The organism is Shouchella oshimensis (assembly GCF_004375095.1).
In the GTDB taxonomy this organism is placed as follows: domain Bacteria; phylum Bacillota; class Bacilli; order Bacillales; family Bacillaceae_D; genus Shouchella; species Shouchella oshimensis.
In genome coordinates, this window is sequence record NZ_SNUX01000003.1 from 680,104 (window position 1) to 695,856 (window position 15,753).

Here is a 15,753-nt window from a genome sequence, read left to right on the forward strand (position 1 = left end):
ATCCATTATAGAAGAAGCGAACGTAATTTGCAATGGAAATGAATAGAAGAAAAAAATCAATGCTGAGCACAACGTGCAAGCATTGATTGTAAGTGCTTTATAGAAGACTAACTTGAGAACGCTCGAATGAGGAAATGGCTGGTAACGACTCGATGTCGCATTTAATGGCTGAAAGCTCTTTTGATAACAGTGTCATTTCTTTGCCTGTAGCTAGCTTCTTTTTCACACGATTAAAACGGGGGTCGAGATCATCTAGTTGATGAAACAACAGTTCAAGTGTGGTGTATGCTTGGATAAGAGGCAAAGCGGTTTTTTCACCTACACCAGGGCATCCGGGTATATTATCACTTGAATCACCAAGCAAGGCTTTAACATCAACCCATTGTTCAGGTCTCACTTCGTATGTTTGGATAAATCGTTCATAATCCATTACAATGTCTTGTTTTTTGGCAGCAATGATTTGAGATACTTTCTTATCAATTAGTTGAAACAAGTCTTTATCATTTGAATAAATATAAGCAGGTGCTTGGGGGGCTTCCTCTGTCCATTTTTTACTAATACTTCCCATTAAGTCGTCTGCCTCATATGGTGAAAGTGTTAATTGTGCAATGGATAAGGAATCCAACTCTTTCTTTACTAATTCATATTGCTGAATGAGCGGTTCTGGTAATTCATTTCTCGTTTGTTTATAAGGTGGATAGAGTTGACGCCTAAAGGTTTCTTCTCGCGGAATATCCCAGGTTACAACACAATGAGTAGCATTGTATTGGCTTAGTAATGAATGAAGCTTTCTTAAGAAGACATTCATTCCATTAACGGGTATGCCGTTCTCGTTTTTTTCTAATGATTCGACAGGTCGATTGTAACTTGTGGCAAAATAGGCTCGGCTAAGTAAGTTAAAGCCATCAATAATGAGTAGGCATTTCTCTGTCATGAAGAGTGACTCGCTTTAAGTGGATAGGTCCAGAATCGCTCAATGGTTAAACGTTCTACCGCTTCTTTGTTCCCTTCGTGGTAGGCCTTCTCTAAGCTCGGTAATGTCCAAGCAAGCTGAGAGGCATGAGCACGCAGTGTATCCAGTTTTATTTGAGCGTAGGGACGAACATCATTCAAAATATCCGGTTTCCCAATCGCTTCCTCATGCCCATTTGAAAAGGCAATGGCATGGAATGTTGGTCGATCTTTCTCAGGCAATGATTCCAACGCCGCAACTACTGCCTCTCCAGTAGCATCGTGGTCAGGATGAACGGCATAGCCAGGGTAAAACGAAATGATAAGGGTTGGCTTTAATTCTGTTATCAAGTCTAAAATATCTTGTTTGAGTTTACCGGGTGCTTCGAATTCAATCGTTTTGTCGCGATAACCAAGCATTCTTAAATCAGAAATTCCCATCTCTATTGCGGCTTGTTGCAATTCTTGTTTCCGAATGTCGGGCAGTGATTCTCTTGTAGTAAAAGGCGGATTTCCTAAATTACGTCCCATCTCTCCTAATGTAAGACATGCATAAGTGACAGGGATGTCATGGCGAATATAATTGGTAATTGTTCCAGAAACGCCGAATGCCTCATCATCAGGATGAGGAAAAACAACGAGTACATGACTTTGTTTGTTCATAATAGTTCACTCCTAATGAATTTTAGCGGAAAGGGGTTTTCGATAGCTCCATAGCGATAGCTAACTTTCCGTCTTGTCCGTGACCAGCAAGCAACAGTCTACCTTCGTCATCGAGTTCAAAATGAGTTAAGCCTTCTCCATAAACCCAGCCAATATCAAGTTTTAAGCCAACACGATAGGGGCCATCACCAGCAATTTTTCCATTTTCATACGTGATTTTTGCGTTTCGAATATAGGCGCTCGCCGAGAAGAAAGATTCATCAAAGTGAGAAGCGTAAGCACCATTTGTTGTTTCTAAATGTAAGTAAACCTCTTGTGTTGCAAATTCGTTTATATGCAGTTGGACGGTTTCTTTATTTATTCGTTCCATAAGTAGCCTCCATAGTAAAGTAACAGCGACATGCTATCATTCATTATAATCCCATCACGCTTTTGCTTCAATGAAGGTGGCTTAAAAGTGTTGAATAAATGTTATAAAAAGAATTTCATATTGATAAATGTTATACTAGTGGTAACGTATGCGTTGTAGGAGGCATGAAGAACATGTTGGAAGAGGTTGCTAAACAAGCGGAACTATTAGTAAAGGTTTTAGACTATACACGAGTAGGGATTTTAATTACAGACCCAGATCTAGAGGACAATCCTATTGTCTATGTAAGTGAGGGTTTTACGAAAATGACTGGTTATGAAGTAGAAGAAGTTTTGGGAACGAACTGCCGTTTCTTACAAGGCGAAGACACTGATCGTAACAAGATTGATTTACTGCGTGAAGCGATTAAAGATAGAAAACCAGTCTTAATTGAAGTAGCCAATTATACGAAAGACGGAACGTTATTCTGGAATGAACTAACGATTGATCCAGTTTATATAGAAGACCAAGACAAGCTTTATTTTGTAGGTGTGCAAAGGGATATTACGGAACAAGTTATGGCTAAAAAAGAATATGAGCGTTCCGTACAACGGATTCAGTCTATTTCAACACCTATTGTACCATTATTGGATGGATTAGCAGTTCTACCTCTAATCGGCGAGATGAATAAAGAACGATTTGATCTAATGTTTGATACGGTCACACAAGAAACCGTTCGCTTAGGCATAAAAAAACTCGTCATTGATCTATCTGGACTAACGCATTATGACGCATTTGTTGTTGAAGGAATTTTTCAATTGAGAGATGTTTTAAAGCTTATTGGAGCTGAACTTGTTTTATGTGGAATGGCGCCTGGTCTGGCCATTCAATCGGTTCTCAAAGGAGGAAACCAATTGGAAACCATTCAAACAGCTAGCTCAGTTAAGCAAATATTAAAAGAAGCGTTTGAGCAATTTGAGTAACGACTCTTTTAACTATGATGAAGAGCCGCCGTTGAGTGATTTTTTAGAGGATGAACCGAAAAAGGAAAAGAAAGGGAGAAGGCGTTTCTTTCAAATAATTGCTTTGTTAGTCGCCTTAGCATTATTTGTTCAAACAGTATCCTTTTTGTTTGAACACTATTCTTTAAACGCTTGGCAATTTATCCAAGAAAGCGATTCTCTATTTAAGGATGAAGCAATTGAAGCTTGGCAAAGCAGCGTGGTCGTCGTTGAAACCAATTTAGGTCACGGAACGGGTTTTTTTGTGAGTGAAAAAGGTGAGGTGTTAACGAATCATCATGTTAGTGACGAGCAAGGTCCCTTATGGGTTGTGACGGCAGATGGGAAAAGATATTCAGCACAATCAATAAAACACGACACTGAAAAAGATCTCGCGCTCGTTCGTGTTGACGCTGAAAATGAATCGTTTCAACCGTTAAGGCTTGCTGAACCAACATCCTTTTTAAATGAACGGGTGATTGTCATCGGTCATCCGCAGACTCACTCCTTTATTGCAAATGAAGGGCACGTGTCTGAAGAAATAGGCAGTTACCAACGATTGTCGATAACCAATGATGTCTATCCTGGGCATAGCGGTTCGCCAGTTCTCTCTCAAGAAGGAGAAGTCATTGGTATCATTTATGCTCGCTCTTTAGAGGAGAGAACTCATGGAGAAGGACTTGCTATCCCAATTCAGCAAGTCCTCCCATTTCTTGATCATTGAACTTTAACGTCTGTGCCTTTATTTTTAGCTATTTCTTTTGCACGCTGAACAGCTTCTTTTTTTGTCTTATATACGTGGCTAGGTTTTTGTGCACCTTCCGCTTGTACAGCCCAGCCATCCGTTCGTTCTTTAACAAGCTGGTTGCGTTCATTTAACGTTGGAGAGGATTGTTTTTCCCTGTTTTTGGATGGTTTCATTTGACCGTGTTTGTAAAACTGTTCAATATCTTTCTTCGGTGTATCCTCGTACCAGCTTTTTGCCTGTGAAATCGCGATGGGTATAGCGTCATGCTCTTTATAACCGTCGTCTAGCATGGCATTTCCAATTTCGATTGCTTTTTTCTTAATAGGTGCTTCTAACTGTTTAAAAGCAGATGGGTATTGTTTCATGTCCCAAGGCATTTTCTTCACACTCCTTTTAGTGATCATAGCCGAGGATGGAGAGGATCAAACATCATTCGATCATTTTTTTCTTAACAGTAGATGGATGTTTGTAAAACGAAGTTGCCAACAGAGTAGAAAAGGGGTGTACAGGAGTGGACTTATTAAACACGACGTCAGCTGTCGAAAGAGAGAGACGATTGTTAAAGCTGATAAAACCGTTTTATAAAATAGGGGCGCAGCATGATCGAACGCAAACGGTACCGATTGAAAACATACAAGTTTTGCGAGACTCTGGCTATGCTGCTTTAGCGGTAGAGAAAGAATTTGGTGGCTTAGAAGTACCGCTATCGGAATGGCTTCGTCTCCAAGAGCTGATTGCTAGAGAAGATGGTCCGACGGCCCTAAGCATAGGCTGGCATATGGGAACGATGTATCAAGAAGCGCAAGAAAAAAGCTGGCCGAAAAGCCATCGTCTGCACGTGCTTAAAGCTGTTGTGAACAAGGGCATGCTATTAAATACTGCCGCAACTGAAAAAGCTACAGGAAGCCCAACGAGAGGCGGCGTTTTTCAAACATCAGCTAAGAAAACGACTGAAGGCTGGATGATCAATGGTGAAAAAACGTTCTACACACTTGCTGAGCATCTGGATTATTATCTTGTACTTGCAACCATCGAAGAGGATGGAACAACAGGGTTATTTCTCATAGAAAAAGGCACAGAGGGTGTAAGAGTCAATCCAACTTGGGATATGATGGCAATGGGCTCAACAGGAAGTCACGATTTAGTATTGGATCGTGTGAAGGTGCGAGAAGATGCGCTTTTAAAAGTCCAAATGCGGCAGGAGTTGCCCCAAGCATGGCTGTTGCACATTCCGGCATGCTACCTAGGCATTGGTTACGCAGCCATTCAAGAGGCTGCTACGTACGCACGTACGTATGCACCAAATAGTATAGGGAAGCCAATTGCGACGATTCCAACTGTTCGCCAACGATTAGGTGAAGCAATGCTACTTTACCAACAAAGTCAAAGCATTCTCTATGGTGTTTCAAAGCAGTGGGATGAAGCATCTAAAGACGAACGAAAAACGATGCGTTTGCCTTTTATGATGACGAAGAAAAGTGTTGTTCAACATGCGATTAACATGGTAGATCTTTCGATGAAAGTAGTTGGCGCACAAAGTTTAGCCCATGCCTCACCGCTTTCAAGGTACTATCGCAATGTTCGTGCTGGCTTACACAATCCACCAATGGACGATCAAACAATTGAGTTTGCTGCAAAGACATTATTAAATGAATAAAAGGAGAATTTAACATGTACGTTGTTCATTCTACTTTCAAAGCACCAGATAATAAGGCAGATGAAGTCATTGCTATCTACCGCAATCGTTCTAGAAAAGTGGATACTGCTAAGGGGTTTGTTTCCTTCCGTCTGCTACAGCATCATAAGCGACAAGGAGAGCTAACGGTAGAGCTGCAATTTGAAACGAAAGAAGATTATCTTCAATGGGTGCGGAGTCAAGAGTTTAAAGACATTCATGATTTGGAAAAGAAATACCCAGATCAAGAGCTAGCTAGCATTGTTCCAACAGTGCGTCAGTTTGAGGTGATTATCAATGAATGAGCGCCTGCCTCACTATTATGAGCCGATCGTTCAAACGATTGCACAATCTATTTATCGTGATTTTCCAAGCTTAGTGGAGCGCTATGGTGAAAAGGGATGGAAGCATACGCTTGAAGACAATGAACATCATTTTCGTCATTTAGAAGCAGCGTATGCGATTCGTGATTCGCAAGTGTTTGTTGATTATGCTAGATGGTTAAATGGTATTTTAACCAAACACGGCATGACGACGTACTTACTCATAGATAATTTTGAGCGGATTCCAGCTGCTATAGAAAAGCAACTAGGTCAAGATAAAGAGCAACAGTTCACTAACTATATTTCAGCCGCAATTCAAGCCTTAAAAGCGACTGATGAATACGGTAAAAAGGAACGAGTTCCTTTTCAAGAGTAAGCAAAGCAACAACAAACGGAACGCAGTGCAATAGAAAATGGACTAGGTGTGTTTCGCAACGAAACGAGCTTTTTTAAAAAGAAATAAAGTACTCTTGGTAATTGGCGTGCTCTATACGGGCATGCTTTTTTTGGTTTATAGAGATAGAATAGTTCGAAAAATTAAACATGAATGAGTTGACTGAATAATCACACCGAAGTATAATCCTCTATAAGTAATGTATCTATTCTTAATTAACAAAAAAGTTAACTATAAGGAGTGTGCATATGGGAACAAAAAAAGCCAACATGACAATCGATCCTTCATTTGTTGTAGGGAAGATTGATCCAAGGATTTATGGCTCATTTATTGAACATTTAGGTCGTGCTGTATACGGAGGTGTTTATGAGCCTGATCATGCCTCTGCAACGAAAGAAGGCTTTCGCCAGGATGTATTGGATTTAGTAAAAGAATTAAATGTACCGATTGTCAGGTATCCAGGTGGAAATATGGTTTCAGGCTACAACTGGGAAGACGGTGTTGGACCACTTGAAAATCGACCAAAAAAGCTGGAGCTTGCCTGGCGTGTGCTTGAGCCGAATTATGTAGGTACGAATGAATTCGCCACGTGGGCAAAGCAAGCTAATGCTGAGGTTATGATGGCTGTAAATCTTGGAACACGAGGCGTTGATGCCGCACGTAATTTGCTTGAATATTGCAATCATCCTGAAGGAAGTTATTACAGTGATCTCCGTATAAGTCATGGATACAAGCAACCTCACGCAATTAAAACATGGTGTTTAGGAAACGAAATGGATGGACCTTGGCAAATTGGTCATAAAACAGCAGAAGAGTATGGTAGGCTCGCAAATGAAACAGCAAAGGCAATGAGACTGGTTGATCCGTCAATTGAATTGGTTGCATGCGGTAGTTCAAATGTCGATATGCCAACGTTCCCGGAGTGGGAAGCAACAACCCTTGCACATACGTACGAAGAAGTCGACTATATTTCTTTACATCAATATTATGGTAATCCAACTGACGATTCCGCCAGTTACCTAGCAAAAACCCTGGAAATGGATCGCTTTATTGAAACGGTTATTGCTACATGTGACTATATAAAAGCGAAGAAGCGTAGCAAAAAAACAATGTATCTCAGCTTTGATGAATGGAATGTTTGGTACCATTCACGTGAGGCAGACAGCAAAATGGAACCTTGGTCAGTCGCTCCGCCACAGTTGGAAGATGTCTACAATTTTGAAGACGCATTGTTAGTAGGTTCAATGTTAATGAGCTTTTTAAAACGGGCAGATCGAGTCAAAATGGCTTGCTTGGCTCAGCTCGTCAATGTTATCGCGCCCATTATGACAGAAAACGGCGGACCGGCATGGCGTCAAACCATTTTTTATCCATACATGCATGTATCTGTATTTGGCAGAGGTGTTTCCCTTCAGCCAGTTGTGAAGACGCCATATTATGATACAAAAGCGTATACGGATGTTCCGCAGCTTGATACAGCCGTTGTGTATAACGAAGAGAGTGAGCAACTAACCATTTTTGGCTTGAACCGCCATTTAGAGGATGATCTAACTGTGACGATTGATATTCGCGGATTTGAATCCTATCAGATTAAAGAGCATATTGTACTTGAAAACAATGATGTAAAAGCAGTCAATACGAAAGATGATGATCGAGTGAAGCCTCATACGAACGGAAACGCTAAAGTTGATCAAGGCAAGGTCACCGCTCATTTCTCTTCTGCTTCGTGGCATGTGATACGTCTAGAAAAAAGGTCATAAGTAGCAGCTCGTTCGCATTTCTTTAATTGTAAGCGCTATCTTTTTTTAAATGATGAAGAAAAGAGGTCGTTTCAATGAAGCATTCCAAGTACTGGATCGTTGCAGCATGTGCGGTTGTCCTGTTGAGCGGGTGTACACGCTCAGCAGACACAATGGCAGATGGAAGAATGAAGCTGGATTATTGGGTGTTCCTGTCAGGCGGGGATTTGTCCTACATGGAAGCGATTGTTGACGAGTATAACAGCAGTCAAGATGAAGTCTATGTTGACATCATCTTACAGGATTGGGATGACTATTACACCAAGATTGTGACGAGCGTAGCAGCTGATCGTGGACCGGATATTGGCATTTCCCATGCGGCTTCCTTGCCACAGTTAATGAATCAAGGACTGTTGCAGCCGGTTGAGGAGATGATGACGGGAGCTGGGTTAGACTTTAATCGATTCCCTGAAAATATTCGTGATGCCGTTGAAGTAGAGGATGAACTCTATGCTGTTCCAATTGATACGCACCCATTTATCCTCTATATCAACACGGATCTAGCAGAAGAAGCGGGCTTGCTAAATGGGCAAAGACTGCCGGAGATCGATTCGACTCCGACGGGGTTAACGGATTATTTTGCAGCAGCAAAAGAAGCGCTGCCTGATAAGACGCCACTAGCCATATCTACAGGTGGTGTTGATACGTATCGATGGTGGTGGACAGTCTACTTCCAAATGGGGGGAACACCAATCTTCTCAGATGATTTGCGTGAACCGGAAATTACGTTAGATCGAGACATAGCGATTCAAGCTGCGGAATACATTCATAATTTCTTCGGAGATGTTATCCCGATGCATATTGGTGATTTCTATGAAACCTTTCAGGCTGGAAACGCCGTTGGAATGATGACTGGCGTATGGGCAACGGGCATCTGGGAAGCTGCCGATCTAAATTTTACGGCGATGCCGATTCCGCAATCATTTGATGTTGAAGCTGCCCAAGGTGACGCACATACATTGATTGTTCCGATTAAAGAAGAACAATCTTCTGAGCGAAAAGAAGCGATTGCTGAGTTTATTGCGTTCGTTAGCGATGAAGGGGCTGAGTGGGCGAAGGCAGGTCATATACCTGCTCGAACCGATGTGGTAGAGTCACCTGAATTCCAAGACCAGCCGTTCCGTGCAGATTATGCCGAGGTCGCATCAAAGGTTGTGTTTACAAACAAAACCATTTATCAAAATCCTGCTGAAACGGACATGATTCGTGCGCTAGATGAGATTATGAGCAATCGCCTTACGCCAGAAGCTGGAATTGATAAAATGCTAAAGGCTCTTGCTGTGACGACAAGACAATAAGCTGTAGCAAGTACCCGCTGAGGAGGGCATGACATGAAAAAGTTAACGTGGAAAGACGATCTTCGTCCCGTTCCGTTTTTGCTTGCTTTCTTTGTTGCTTATGTGCTTTTTACGATTTACCCAATCTTTAAAGGAATGCAGATGAGCTTCTTTAATTGGACGTTGATTGAACAGCAAGAGTTTATTGGTCTCACCCATTACATCAATGTGTTAAGTGATCCAAACTTCTGGGAAGCGTTTGGCAACACCTCCTTATTCGTTCTGTTATCAACGCCGACAATGGTCATTCTTGCTTTAGGGCTAGCGTTGATGGCGAATTTAAATACGCGGTTGCAAACCTTTTTAAGAGGCTCCTTCTTTATCCCGAGCATTTTGAGCGTATCGGTTATCTCGTTTGTCGCGATCTTCATGCTTCAGCCTTACACTGGCGTTGTCAATAATCTCTTGCAGGCCGTCGGTCTCAATGCTGAACCGTTTTGGCTAGCAACACCTTCACTTGCTTGGGTCAGTATTATCGCTGTCACGCTTTGGTGGACGGTCGGCTTTAATATGATTTTATTTTTAACGGCGCTCCAAGGGATTCCTGATGAACTATATGAAGCTGCTGAAGTTGACGGGGCAACAAGACAGCAGATGTTTTGGCAGATTACACTGCCACAGCTTCTGCCAATTGGTCGCTTAATTTTATTGCTCCAAGTTCTCGCTTCGTTTAAAGTTTTTGCACAAATTCTTTTGATTACCGATGGAGGACCCGGGACAACAACACGGCCAATCATCTTGTACATCTATGAAATGGGCTTCCAACGTTATGATCTAGGATACGCAGCAGCGATGTCTTATCTGTTGTTTATGGTGTTGTTGGTGCTGTCTGTTATTCAATTGCGCTTAGGCGGAAAAGAGGGGAGAATGCTATGAGCCAGTCTGTGCTTACAACAAAACGTGATCCGTTTCGCTGGTTAAAGGTGTCTATTGCTTTTCTGTCTGCGCTTGCCTTCTTATTCCCTATCGTTTGGATGTTTTTTGTGTCAATGAAGCCAGAAGGAACGGCAGCAAGCTCAGCCATTGATTGGTTTTTGCCGCCTTATACATTTAGCAACTACGTCAACATCATCGCCGGGAGTGACGTGTTTTTATGGATTTGGAACAGCTTCTTTGTTGGCGCGGTCACGACCTTACTGACGCTTGTATTAACATCAATGGCAGCATTCGCTTTTTCGAAAATGCGCTTTCGCTATCGAAAAGCACTTTATCTATTCTTTCTTGCTGGGCTAATGGTGCCGGGAGAAGCAATGATTATCCCCCTTTATGAAATAGTCGGATCAATGGGTTTGCTTGATACGTATGCGGGCTTAATTCTTCCTGGTATTGCTGCTCCTCTAGGTGTCATTATCTTAAAGAGCTTCTTTGACGGAGTTCCAAACGAGCTAATTGAAAGTGCTAGGCTAGATGGCTGTAGCGATTTTCGCCTATATTGGAGTATTGTATTGCCCCTTGCAAAAGCGGCGGTGGCGGCAGTAGGAATTTTAACCTTTATCGGTTCATGGAACAATTTTCTCTGGCCATATTTAGCGATTATTTCTGAGGCGCTTTATACGCTACCAGTCGGTATACCAATGTTTAACTCAAATTATTCAGAAACGTATATTTTGCCGATGACTGTTAACGCCATTGCATCACTACCTGTCATTATTGCATTCCTCTTTTTTGAGAAGCAGATTGTAAAAGGGGTAAGTTTCTCAGGAATAAAAGGGTGAAATCAAAGAAAGAGGGTGATGGTTTATGGAGGATGGTGGTTTAAGAGGAATTGCCTTGCGTATTTGCGACTGGATTGTGCGCTTAGCTTATGTAAATGGTCTCTGGCTTGGTTTTTCCTTACTAGGTGGCGTGGTTTTAGGTTTTTTTCCAGCACTGAGAGCGATGTTTGTGGTCATGAGAAAATGGTGCATGAATGAGGAAGATTTTTCACTTGTTCCTTTGTTTTTTACAGAATGGAAGCGCTTTTTTTGGCAGGCGAACAAACTTGGCTACACGGTTTTAAGCATAGGAGCTGTTCTTGTTCTCGATTATGTTATCGTAATGCAGCTGGCGTTTACCGGCTCTCAAGCAGTAGCGGCATTTCTTATTTTGTGCCTAATTGTGTACGGATTAATGTTGCTGTTTATCGGTCCTGCTTTCGTCCATTACCCTAGACAATCGCTCTATCCATTTTTAAAAAATATCATGCTGTACGCCGTCGCTTCGCTGTCATATGCGCTTATAATGGGACTTTTTTTAAGCGTATGTTTGATTTTATTCATACTTGTTCCACCAGCAGCAGTATGCTTTGGTGGTAGTCTATTCGCTTGGATTACAACACACGTGAGCTTACGCGCATTTGAACGTACAAATCAATTAATCGATACAACGGAGGAGGCTGAAACAATATGACAAACAGTGTAAGAGCTACAATTGATTTAGAGAAAGCTGGAGCTGAGATTAATCCAGCTATTTACGGGCATTTTGCTGAGCATTTGGGGAGATGTATATACGAGGGGATTTGGGTTGGAGAAGGCTCTCCTATTCCGAATAAAAAGGGACTGCGAACGGATGTATTAACAGCGTTGAAAGAACTAAAAATCCCGGTTTTACGCTGGCCGGGAGGGTGTTTTGCTGATGAGTATCATTGGAAAGATGGCATTGGTCCCTATGCAAAAAGAAAGAAAATGGTCAATACCCATTGGGGCGGAACAGTGGAAACGAACGAATTTGGCACGCATGAATTTATGCTGTTATGTGAAGAGATTGGAGCAGCCCCTTATATTAATGGAAATGTTGGTAGCGGCGAAGTGCTTGAGATGCAGGAATGGGTGGAATACATAACTGCTTCAGCGGGAAGCCCGATGGCAGACGAGCGGGCAAAGAATGGCCGAGCTGAACCGTGGGAGCTCCCTTACTTCGGTGTCGGTAATGAAAGCTGGGGTTGTGGTGGTCATATGCGTCCAGAGTATTATGCTGATTTATTCAGACGTTATCAAACCTATGTGCGAAAATACGGTGATTACCCAATTTATAAAATTGCCTGTGGTGCAAATGTCGATGATTACAACTGGACAGAGGTGTTAATGAAACAAGCAGCAGCGTACATGGACGGACTGACTTTACACTACTATACGGTGCCTGGCACATGGCAGAACAAAGGAGCTGCCACAGGATTCAGTGAAGAAGAATGGGATGAGACGATTCAGAAAGCACTACATATGGACGAATTAATTACAAAACATAGCGCGATAATGGACGAATACGATTCAGAAAAACGTGTTGGCTTAATCGTAGACGAGTGGGGCACTTGGTACGATGTGGAACCGGGAACAAATCCGGGTTTCTTGTTCCAGCAAAACAGTATTCGCGATGCGCTTGTTGCAGGTGTGACCTTGAATATTTTTAATCACCATGCAGACCGTGTCCATATGGCTAATTTAGCACAAACAATAAACGTGCTTCAGTCGATTGTTTTAACAGAAGGCGACAAGATGCTTAAAACGCCTACTTACCATGTGTTTGATCTTTATAAAGTCCATCAAGGTGGAAAGGTCATACCTATTGAGCTAATCGGGGAAGGATTACATCTATCGGCATCTTCTGATCACTTGGGCAAGACACATATTAGTGTCTGTAATCTCTCTCAATGGGATTCTGTGTCGCTAGAACTAGCCATTAATGGAGAGGTAGATTTAGGTCAGCAGTGGCAAGCAACGATTTTAACCGGTGACAGACGAGATGCTCATAATACGTTTGAACAGCCTGATCGAGTCAGTCCTGAACCGTTTACAGACTTTCAGATGGAAAATAATCAGCTTTTTGCAGCAATGCCACCCATGTCAGTTGCTATCTTTTCACTCGTATGAGCTGCCATAGATGCCCAGAAAAACGGGGTAAAAGCGAGATCCAGCAGCAAATTGCTGAACAAATAGCACTTGAAACCAATGTAGTGAGTGAGGAAGTAGCCGCAAGTCGATTAGCGATCTGTGAAAGCTGTGAGCAGTTGATTGATGACGATACATGTGGGTTGTGCGGATGTTACATTCATTTTCGAGCAAGGTTGGCAGGTAAACATTGTCCTGCAAACAAGGGCTGGTAATGCGCTAGGGTTGTTGCGTCTAGGTCCATTCATTATACTGAGACTAATGAGCAGATAGTAGAGAATGGGTGGAGAAATGGAATTAGAATTAGATTTAACAGAACAATCGCTTCCTGTCTATGAAGCGCTAGCAAGTCGAGTGCGCTTAAACGTATTATGTCTGCTGGCGGAACGAGCAATGAATATTCGTGAGCTCGCTGAATCACAGCAAGTGAGTAGCGCAATTATGACGAAACATGTACAAAAACTAGAAAAAGCAGGATTAATTCAAACCGAGCAAATGCGCGGAAGAGCTGGCATGCAGAAGGTGTGTAAACTTCGGGTGAAACATGCAGGGATCCTATTTCCAGAGGGCGGCGCCCCTGTCCGTTCTTATCATGAAAGCCATGTATCCGTTGGTCACTTCACTGATTTTCAAGTAGAACCAACATGTGGACTAGCGACTGGTGAAGCAATTATTGGGGAGTTTGACGAGCCGAGGTATTTCCTTGACCCAATGAGGGTAAATGCCCAAATCTTGTGGTTTTATAAAGGATTTGTTGAATACAAGCTGTCTAACTTTATACATGCTGGGGAAAATCCAAAAGAGTTACAAATCTCATTAGAGCTGTCGTCAGAGGCACCTTTTACGAATGAAAATTGGCCGTCTGATATTTCGTTTTATTTAAATGAGACAAATCTCGGTCAATGGAGAAGCCCTGGAGATTTTGGCGACCAACCAGGTAAGTATACACCCGCATGGTGGCCGCGGACAATTAATCAATATGGTTTATTGAAAGTGATCCGAATCACTGAAGCAGGGACCTTTATTGATGGCAAACAGCTGTCAAGGGTGACAATTAATGATGTGGCTATTCGTAACAAAGTATGGACATTTAAAGTGGCAGTAGAGGACGGCGGAAAAATTGGTGGCGTCACTTTATTTGGTTCCTCATTTGGCAACTACAATCAAGACATGGTTTTTCGTTTGTACTATGAGTAACAAGTCGTAGCGGAGGCGTTTTGCCTCCGCTTAAACTGAAAGGAGTTCAGATGAGTTTCTATGACAATGACCTAAGAAGCGAGCCTTATTATCCAGTCGTGAAATTCTATTACTACAAAGAGTGGAGTCAATTCGAAATGAAGCCTCACGCACATGAAGCAATTGAATTGATGCATGTGCTATCAGGCAGTTGTAAAGTTGAAACAAAAACCGATAGCTATCAGCTTAAAAAAGGACAAATCATTTTCTTAGATGCAAATACAAGTCATCGGCTTATTGTTCAAGAAAAATGCAGAATGTTTAACATTGAAATTTCCTTTCAACAGGGTAGAACAGCTTTCCCTCCGTTTTGCGAGGTTTATAAAGAAAATGAAGCCTTGCGACTCATGATCGATAACAAGAAACCACATATGCTTCTACACGATTCTGATGATACCTATCAATGCTTACGAAGACTTATTATGGAAGTAGACAAAAAAAGCCAACAAACTGATTTTATGGTGCAACTATTGCTAAGTGAGTATATTATTCGTGTTGCAGGTTTGGCAGAAATTAACTACACAGAGACGGATCAACAGTATACGAGTAGGGTCATTTCTTATATCCATCAGAATTATGATAGGGAAGTGAGTGTAGCAGAGATTGCGGATGCCGTTCATCTACACCCTGGTTATTTACAGCGCGTCTTTAAAGTATCGACAGGCACATCGATTCATGAATTCCTCGTCTCCTATCGAATGAAGAAAGCAAAAGCAATGCTGGCGGAAACAGACATCAGCATTACGGATATCCCCCACTATATCGGCATGAATTCTCAACAGTATTTCAGTACAACGTTTAAGAAATATGAGCAATGTACGCCTAGTGCATATCGAAAAACGCATCAATATAACGATAAATTGAGAAGAAAAAGTGAGGATATTAAACATTCAATTGAAAGATAAGTTCGATTATTGAAAGCGCTTTTATATGGTCAGATGTATGATAAAACCACTTAAACGATCCTATCAATAGCACTCTGAGGTGTTGAAAATAGACACTCAGTAGAGAAATGAGGTGAGGATTCCAAATCCTTAAAGACATTGAAGCCATCCTGTTTGATATCGACGGAACCATCTTTCAGAGTGATCAATAGATAGGGAAGCGAAGGAAAAATTAAAGCACTTCAGACAGCTGGAAAAACGTTTGCTTACGTAAGCAAACGTTAAAATGTGTCGCAGCAAGAAGACTGTCATAAATTAGCGTCCCATGGAATGGTAGAAGAGCCATCATCATTTATTTTTTCATCAACGGTCACTGCTTTCTTCATAAAAACACAAGGGTTAGGAGAGGACGTTCTCCTAACCAAAATATCGGAAGAAGCAGATTTTGTTGTCATCACGACCCATGATGAGATGACGTACAGCGAGCTAAAGATTCTACACTCGTAAGTATTGCTGAGCTAAGGAGGTAC

At 41.9% G+C, this 15,753-nt stretch carries 19 protein-coding genes; 15 read left to right on the forward strand and 4 right to left on the reverse strand.

The window, feature by feature from the left end; genetic code table 11:
* Window positions 1-97 precede the first annotated feature (97 nt).
* Genes E2L03_RS14420 through E2L03_RS14430 form a run of 3 tightly spaced genes read right to left on the reverse strand, consistent with a single transcriptional unit; the run spans window position 98 to window position 1,984 of the window.
* Complete coding sequence (locus E2L03_RS14420; RefSeq protein ID WP_134259454.1) at window positions 98-934, reverse strand: 5'-3' exonuclease; 837 nt, start codon at window positions 932-934, stop codon at window positions 98-100.
* Window positions 931-1,614: a bacillithiol biosynthesis deacetylase BshB2 gene (gene bshB2 / locus E2L03_RS14425; protein ID WP_038479320.1), complete on the reverse strand. Its 684-nt coding sequence runs from the start codon at window positions 1,612-1,614 to the stop codon at window positions 931-933. The genes E2L03_RS14420 and bshB2 overlap by 4 nt, the downstream gene beginning before the upstream one ends.
* A gap of 22 nt (window positions 1,615-1,636) precedes the next feature.
* Window positions 1,637-1,984, reverse strand: a complete 348-nt coding sequence (locus E2L03_RS14430) for a YojF family protein (RefSeq protein ID WP_038479323.1) — start codon at window positions 1,982-1,984, stop codon at window positions 1,637-1,639.
* A 164-nt stretch (window positions 1,985-2,148) separates the two neighbouring features.
* Here E2L03_RS14430 and ytvA point away from each other — a divergent pair, with 164 nt between their 5' ends.
* Together ytvA and E2L03_RS14440 are read left to right on the forward strand one after the other, a co-directional pair.
* Window positions 2,149-2,946, forward strand: a complete 798-nt coding sequence (gene ytvA / locus E2L03_RS14435; RefSeq protein ID WP_038479326.1) for a YtvA family blue-light photoreceptor — start codon at window positions 2,149-2,151, stop codon at window positions 2,944-2,946.
* On the forward strand, window positions 2,939-3,688 hold the full coding sequence (locus tag E2L03_RS14440; RefSeq protein WP_166740320.1) for a S1 family peptidase: 750 nt from the start codon (window positions 2,939-2,941) through the stop codon (window positions 3,686-3,688). The genes ytvA and E2L03_RS14440 overlap by 8 nt, the downstream gene beginning before the upstream one ends.
* Here the strand turns inward: E2L03_RS14440 and E2L03_RS14445 are convergent.
* Window positions 3,682-4,077, reverse strand: coding sequence for a DUF2188 domain-containing protein (locus E2L03_RS14445; protein WP_243839533.1), 396 nt, complete (start codon window positions 4,075-4,077; stop codon window positions 3,682-3,684). The two genes, E2L03_RS14440 and E2L03_RS14445, sit on opposite strands and share 7 nt — an antisense overlap.
* Window positions 4,078-4,223: 146 nt before the next feature.
* Between E2L03_RS14445 and E2L03_RS14450 the strand changes: the two genes are divergently transcribed.
* The 13 genes from E2L03_RS14450 (at window position 4,224) to E2L03_RS20515 (ending at window position 15,730) form a co-directional block, all read left to right on the forward strand.
* A complete protein-coding gene (locus tag E2L03_RS14450) occupies window positions 4,224-5,369 on the forward strand; it encodes an acyl-CoA dehydrogenase family protein (protein WP_134259456.1) in 1,146 nt (381 codons plus the stop codon).
* A gap of 14 nt (window positions 5,370-5,383) precedes the next feature.
* On the forward strand, window positions 5,384-5,692 hold the full coding sequence (locus tag E2L03_RS14455) for an antibiotic biosynthesis monooxygenase family protein (RefSeq protein WP_038479336.1): 309 nt from the start codon (window positions 5,384-5,386) through the stop codon (window positions 5,690-5,692).
* Window positions 5,685-6,086, forward strand: a complete 402-nt coding sequence (locus E2L03_RS14460; RefSeq protein WP_095150133.1) for a hypothetical protein — start codon at window positions 5,685-5,687, stop codon at window positions 6,084-6,086. The genes E2L03_RS14455 and E2L03_RS14460 overlap by 8 nt, the downstream gene beginning before the upstream one ends.
* A 266-nt stretch (window positions 6,087-6,352) precedes the next feature.
* Window positions 6,353-7,864, forward strand: coding sequence for an arabinosylfuranosidase ArfA (gene arfA, locus E2L03_RS14465; RefSeq protein WP_134259458.1), 1,512 nt, complete (start codon window positions 6,353-6,355; stop codon window positions 7,862-7,864).
* A 74-nt stretch (window positions 7,865-7,938) separates the two neighbouring features.
* A complete protein-coding gene (locus tag E2L03_RS14470) occupies window positions 7,939-9,201 on the forward strand; it encodes an extracellular solute-binding protein (RefSeq protein ID WP_134259460.1) in 1,263 nt (420 codons plus the stop codon).
* Window positions 9,202-9,234: 33 nt separating this feature from the next.
* Window positions 9,235-10,116: a carbohydrate ABC transporter permease gene (locus E2L03_RS14475; protein WP_038479345.1), complete on the forward strand. Its 882-nt coding sequence runs from the start codon at window positions 9,235-9,237 to the stop codon at window positions 10,114-10,116.
* Window positions 10,113-10,955: a carbohydrate ABC transporter permease gene (locus tag E2L03_RS14480; protein ID WP_035394021.1), complete on the forward strand. Its 843-nt coding sequence runs from the start codon at window positions 10,113-10,115 to the stop codon at window positions 10,953-10,955. Before E2L03_RS14475 ends, E2L03_RS14480 begins: the two co-directional genes overlap by 4 nt.
* Before the next feature lie 25 nt (window positions 10,956-10,980).
* The gene (locus E2L03_RS14485; RefSeq protein WP_038479348.1) at window positions 10,981-11,628 is read left to right on the forward strand and encodes a YesL family protein; all 648 of its coding nucleotides are present in this window, start codon (window positions 10,981-10,983) and stop codon (window positions 11,626-11,628) included.
* On the forward strand, window positions 11,625-13,085 hold the full coding sequence (locus E2L03_RS14490; RefSeq protein WP_134259462.1) for an alpha-N-arabinofuranosidase: 1,461 nt from the start codon (window positions 11,625-11,627) through the stop codon (window positions 13,083-13,085). The genes E2L03_RS14485 and E2L03_RS14490 overlap by 4 nt, the downstream gene beginning before the upstream one ends.
* Complete coding sequence (locus E2L03_RS20510; RefSeq protein WP_124741958.1) at window positions 13,082-13,318, forward strand: DUF6171 family protein; 237 nt, start codon at window positions 13,082-13,084, stop codon at window positions 13,316-13,318. The genes E2L03_RS14490 and E2L03_RS20510 overlap by 4 nt, the downstream gene beginning before the upstream one ends.
* A gap of 76 nt (window positions 13,319-13,394) precedes the next feature.
* Window positions 13,395-14,300 (forward strand): ArsR/SmtB family transcription factor, encoded by a 906-nt coding sequence (locus E2L03_RS14495; protein ID WP_095151143.1) that lies wholly within the window; start codon window positions 13,395-13,397, stop codon window positions 14,298-14,300.
* A 50-nt stretch (window positions 14,301-14,350) separates the two neighbouring features.
* Window positions 14,351-15,244: a helix-turn-helix domain-containing protein gene (locus E2L03_RS14500; protein ID WP_051667497.1), complete on the forward strand. Its 894-nt coding sequence runs from the start codon at window positions 14,351-14,353 to the stop codon at window positions 15,242-15,244.
* Window positions 15,245-15,511: 267 nt separating this feature from the next.
* Complete coding sequence (locus E2L03_RS20515; protein WP_166740321.1) at window positions 15,512-15,730, forward strand: HAD family hydrolase; 219 nt, start codon at window positions 15,512-15,514, stop codon at window positions 15,728-15,730.
* Window positions 15,731-15,753 lie beyond the last annotated feature (23 nt).

Bases quoted from the DNA above. Each gene is read 5' to 3' on its own strand.
- E2L03_RS14420 (WP_134259454.1), bottom strand. From the start codon at position 934: ATGACAGAGAAATGCCTACTCATTATTGATGGCTTTAACTTACTTAGC.
- bshB2 (WP_038479320.1), bottom strand. From the start codon at position 1,614: ATGAACAAACAAAGTCATGTACTCGTTGTTTTTCCTCATCCTGATGAT.
- E2L03_RS14485 (WP_038479348.1), top strand. From the start codon at position 10,981: ATGGAGGATGGTGGTTTAAGAGGAATTGCCTTGCGTATTTGCGACTGG.
- E2L03_RS14495 (WP_095151143.1), top strand. From the start codon at position 13,395: ATGGAATTAGAATTAGATTTAACAGAACAATCGCTTCCTGTCTATGAA.
- E2L03_RS20510 (WP_124741958.1), top strand. From the start codon at position 13,082: ATGAGCTGCCATAGATGCCCAGAAAAACGGGGTAAAAGCGAGATCCAG.
- ytvA (WP_038479326.1), top strand. From the start codon at position 2,149: ATGAAGAACATGTTGGAAGAGGTTGCTAAACAAGCGGAACTATTAGTA.
- E2L03_RS14455 (WP_038479336.1), top strand. From the start codon at position 5,384: ATGTACGTTGTTCATTCTACTTTCAAAGCACCAGATAATAAGGCAGAT.
- E2L03_RS14445 (WP_243839533.1), bottom strand. From the start codon at position 4,077: ATGAAACAATACCCATCTGCTTTTAAACAGTTAGAAGCACCTATTAAG.
- arfA (WP_134259458.1), top strand. From the start codon at position 6,353: ATGGGAACAAAAAAAGCCAACATGACAATCGATCCTTCATTTGTTGTA.
- E2L03_RS14470 (WP_134259460.1), top strand. From the start codon at position 7,939: ATGAAGCATTCCAAGTACTGGATCGTTGCAGCATGTGCGGTTGTCCTG.
- E2L03_RS14480 (WP_035394021.1), top strand. From the start codon at position 10,113: ATGAGCCAGTCTGTGCTTACAACAAAACGTGATCCGTTTCGCTGGTTA.
- E2L03_RS14475 (WP_038479345.1), top strand. From the start codon at position 9,235: ATGAAAAAGTTAACGTGGAAAGACGATCTTCGTCCCGTTCCGTTTTTG.
- E2L03_RS14460 (WP_095150133.1), top strand. From the start codon at position 5,685: ATGAATGAGCGCCTGCCTCACTATTATGAGCCGATCGTTCAAACGATT.
- E2L03_RS14430 (WP_038479323.1), bottom strand. From the start codon at position 1,984: ATGGAACGAATAAATAAAGAAACCGTCCAACTGCATATAAACGAATTT.
- E2L03_RS14500 (WP_051667497.1), top strand. From the start codon at position 14,351: ATGAGTTTCTATGACAATGACCTAAGAAGCGAGCCTTATTATCCAGTC.
- E2L03_RS14490 (WP_134259462.1), top strand. From the start codon at position 11,625: ATGACAAACAGTGTAAGAGCTACAATTGATTTAGAGAAAGCTGGAGCT.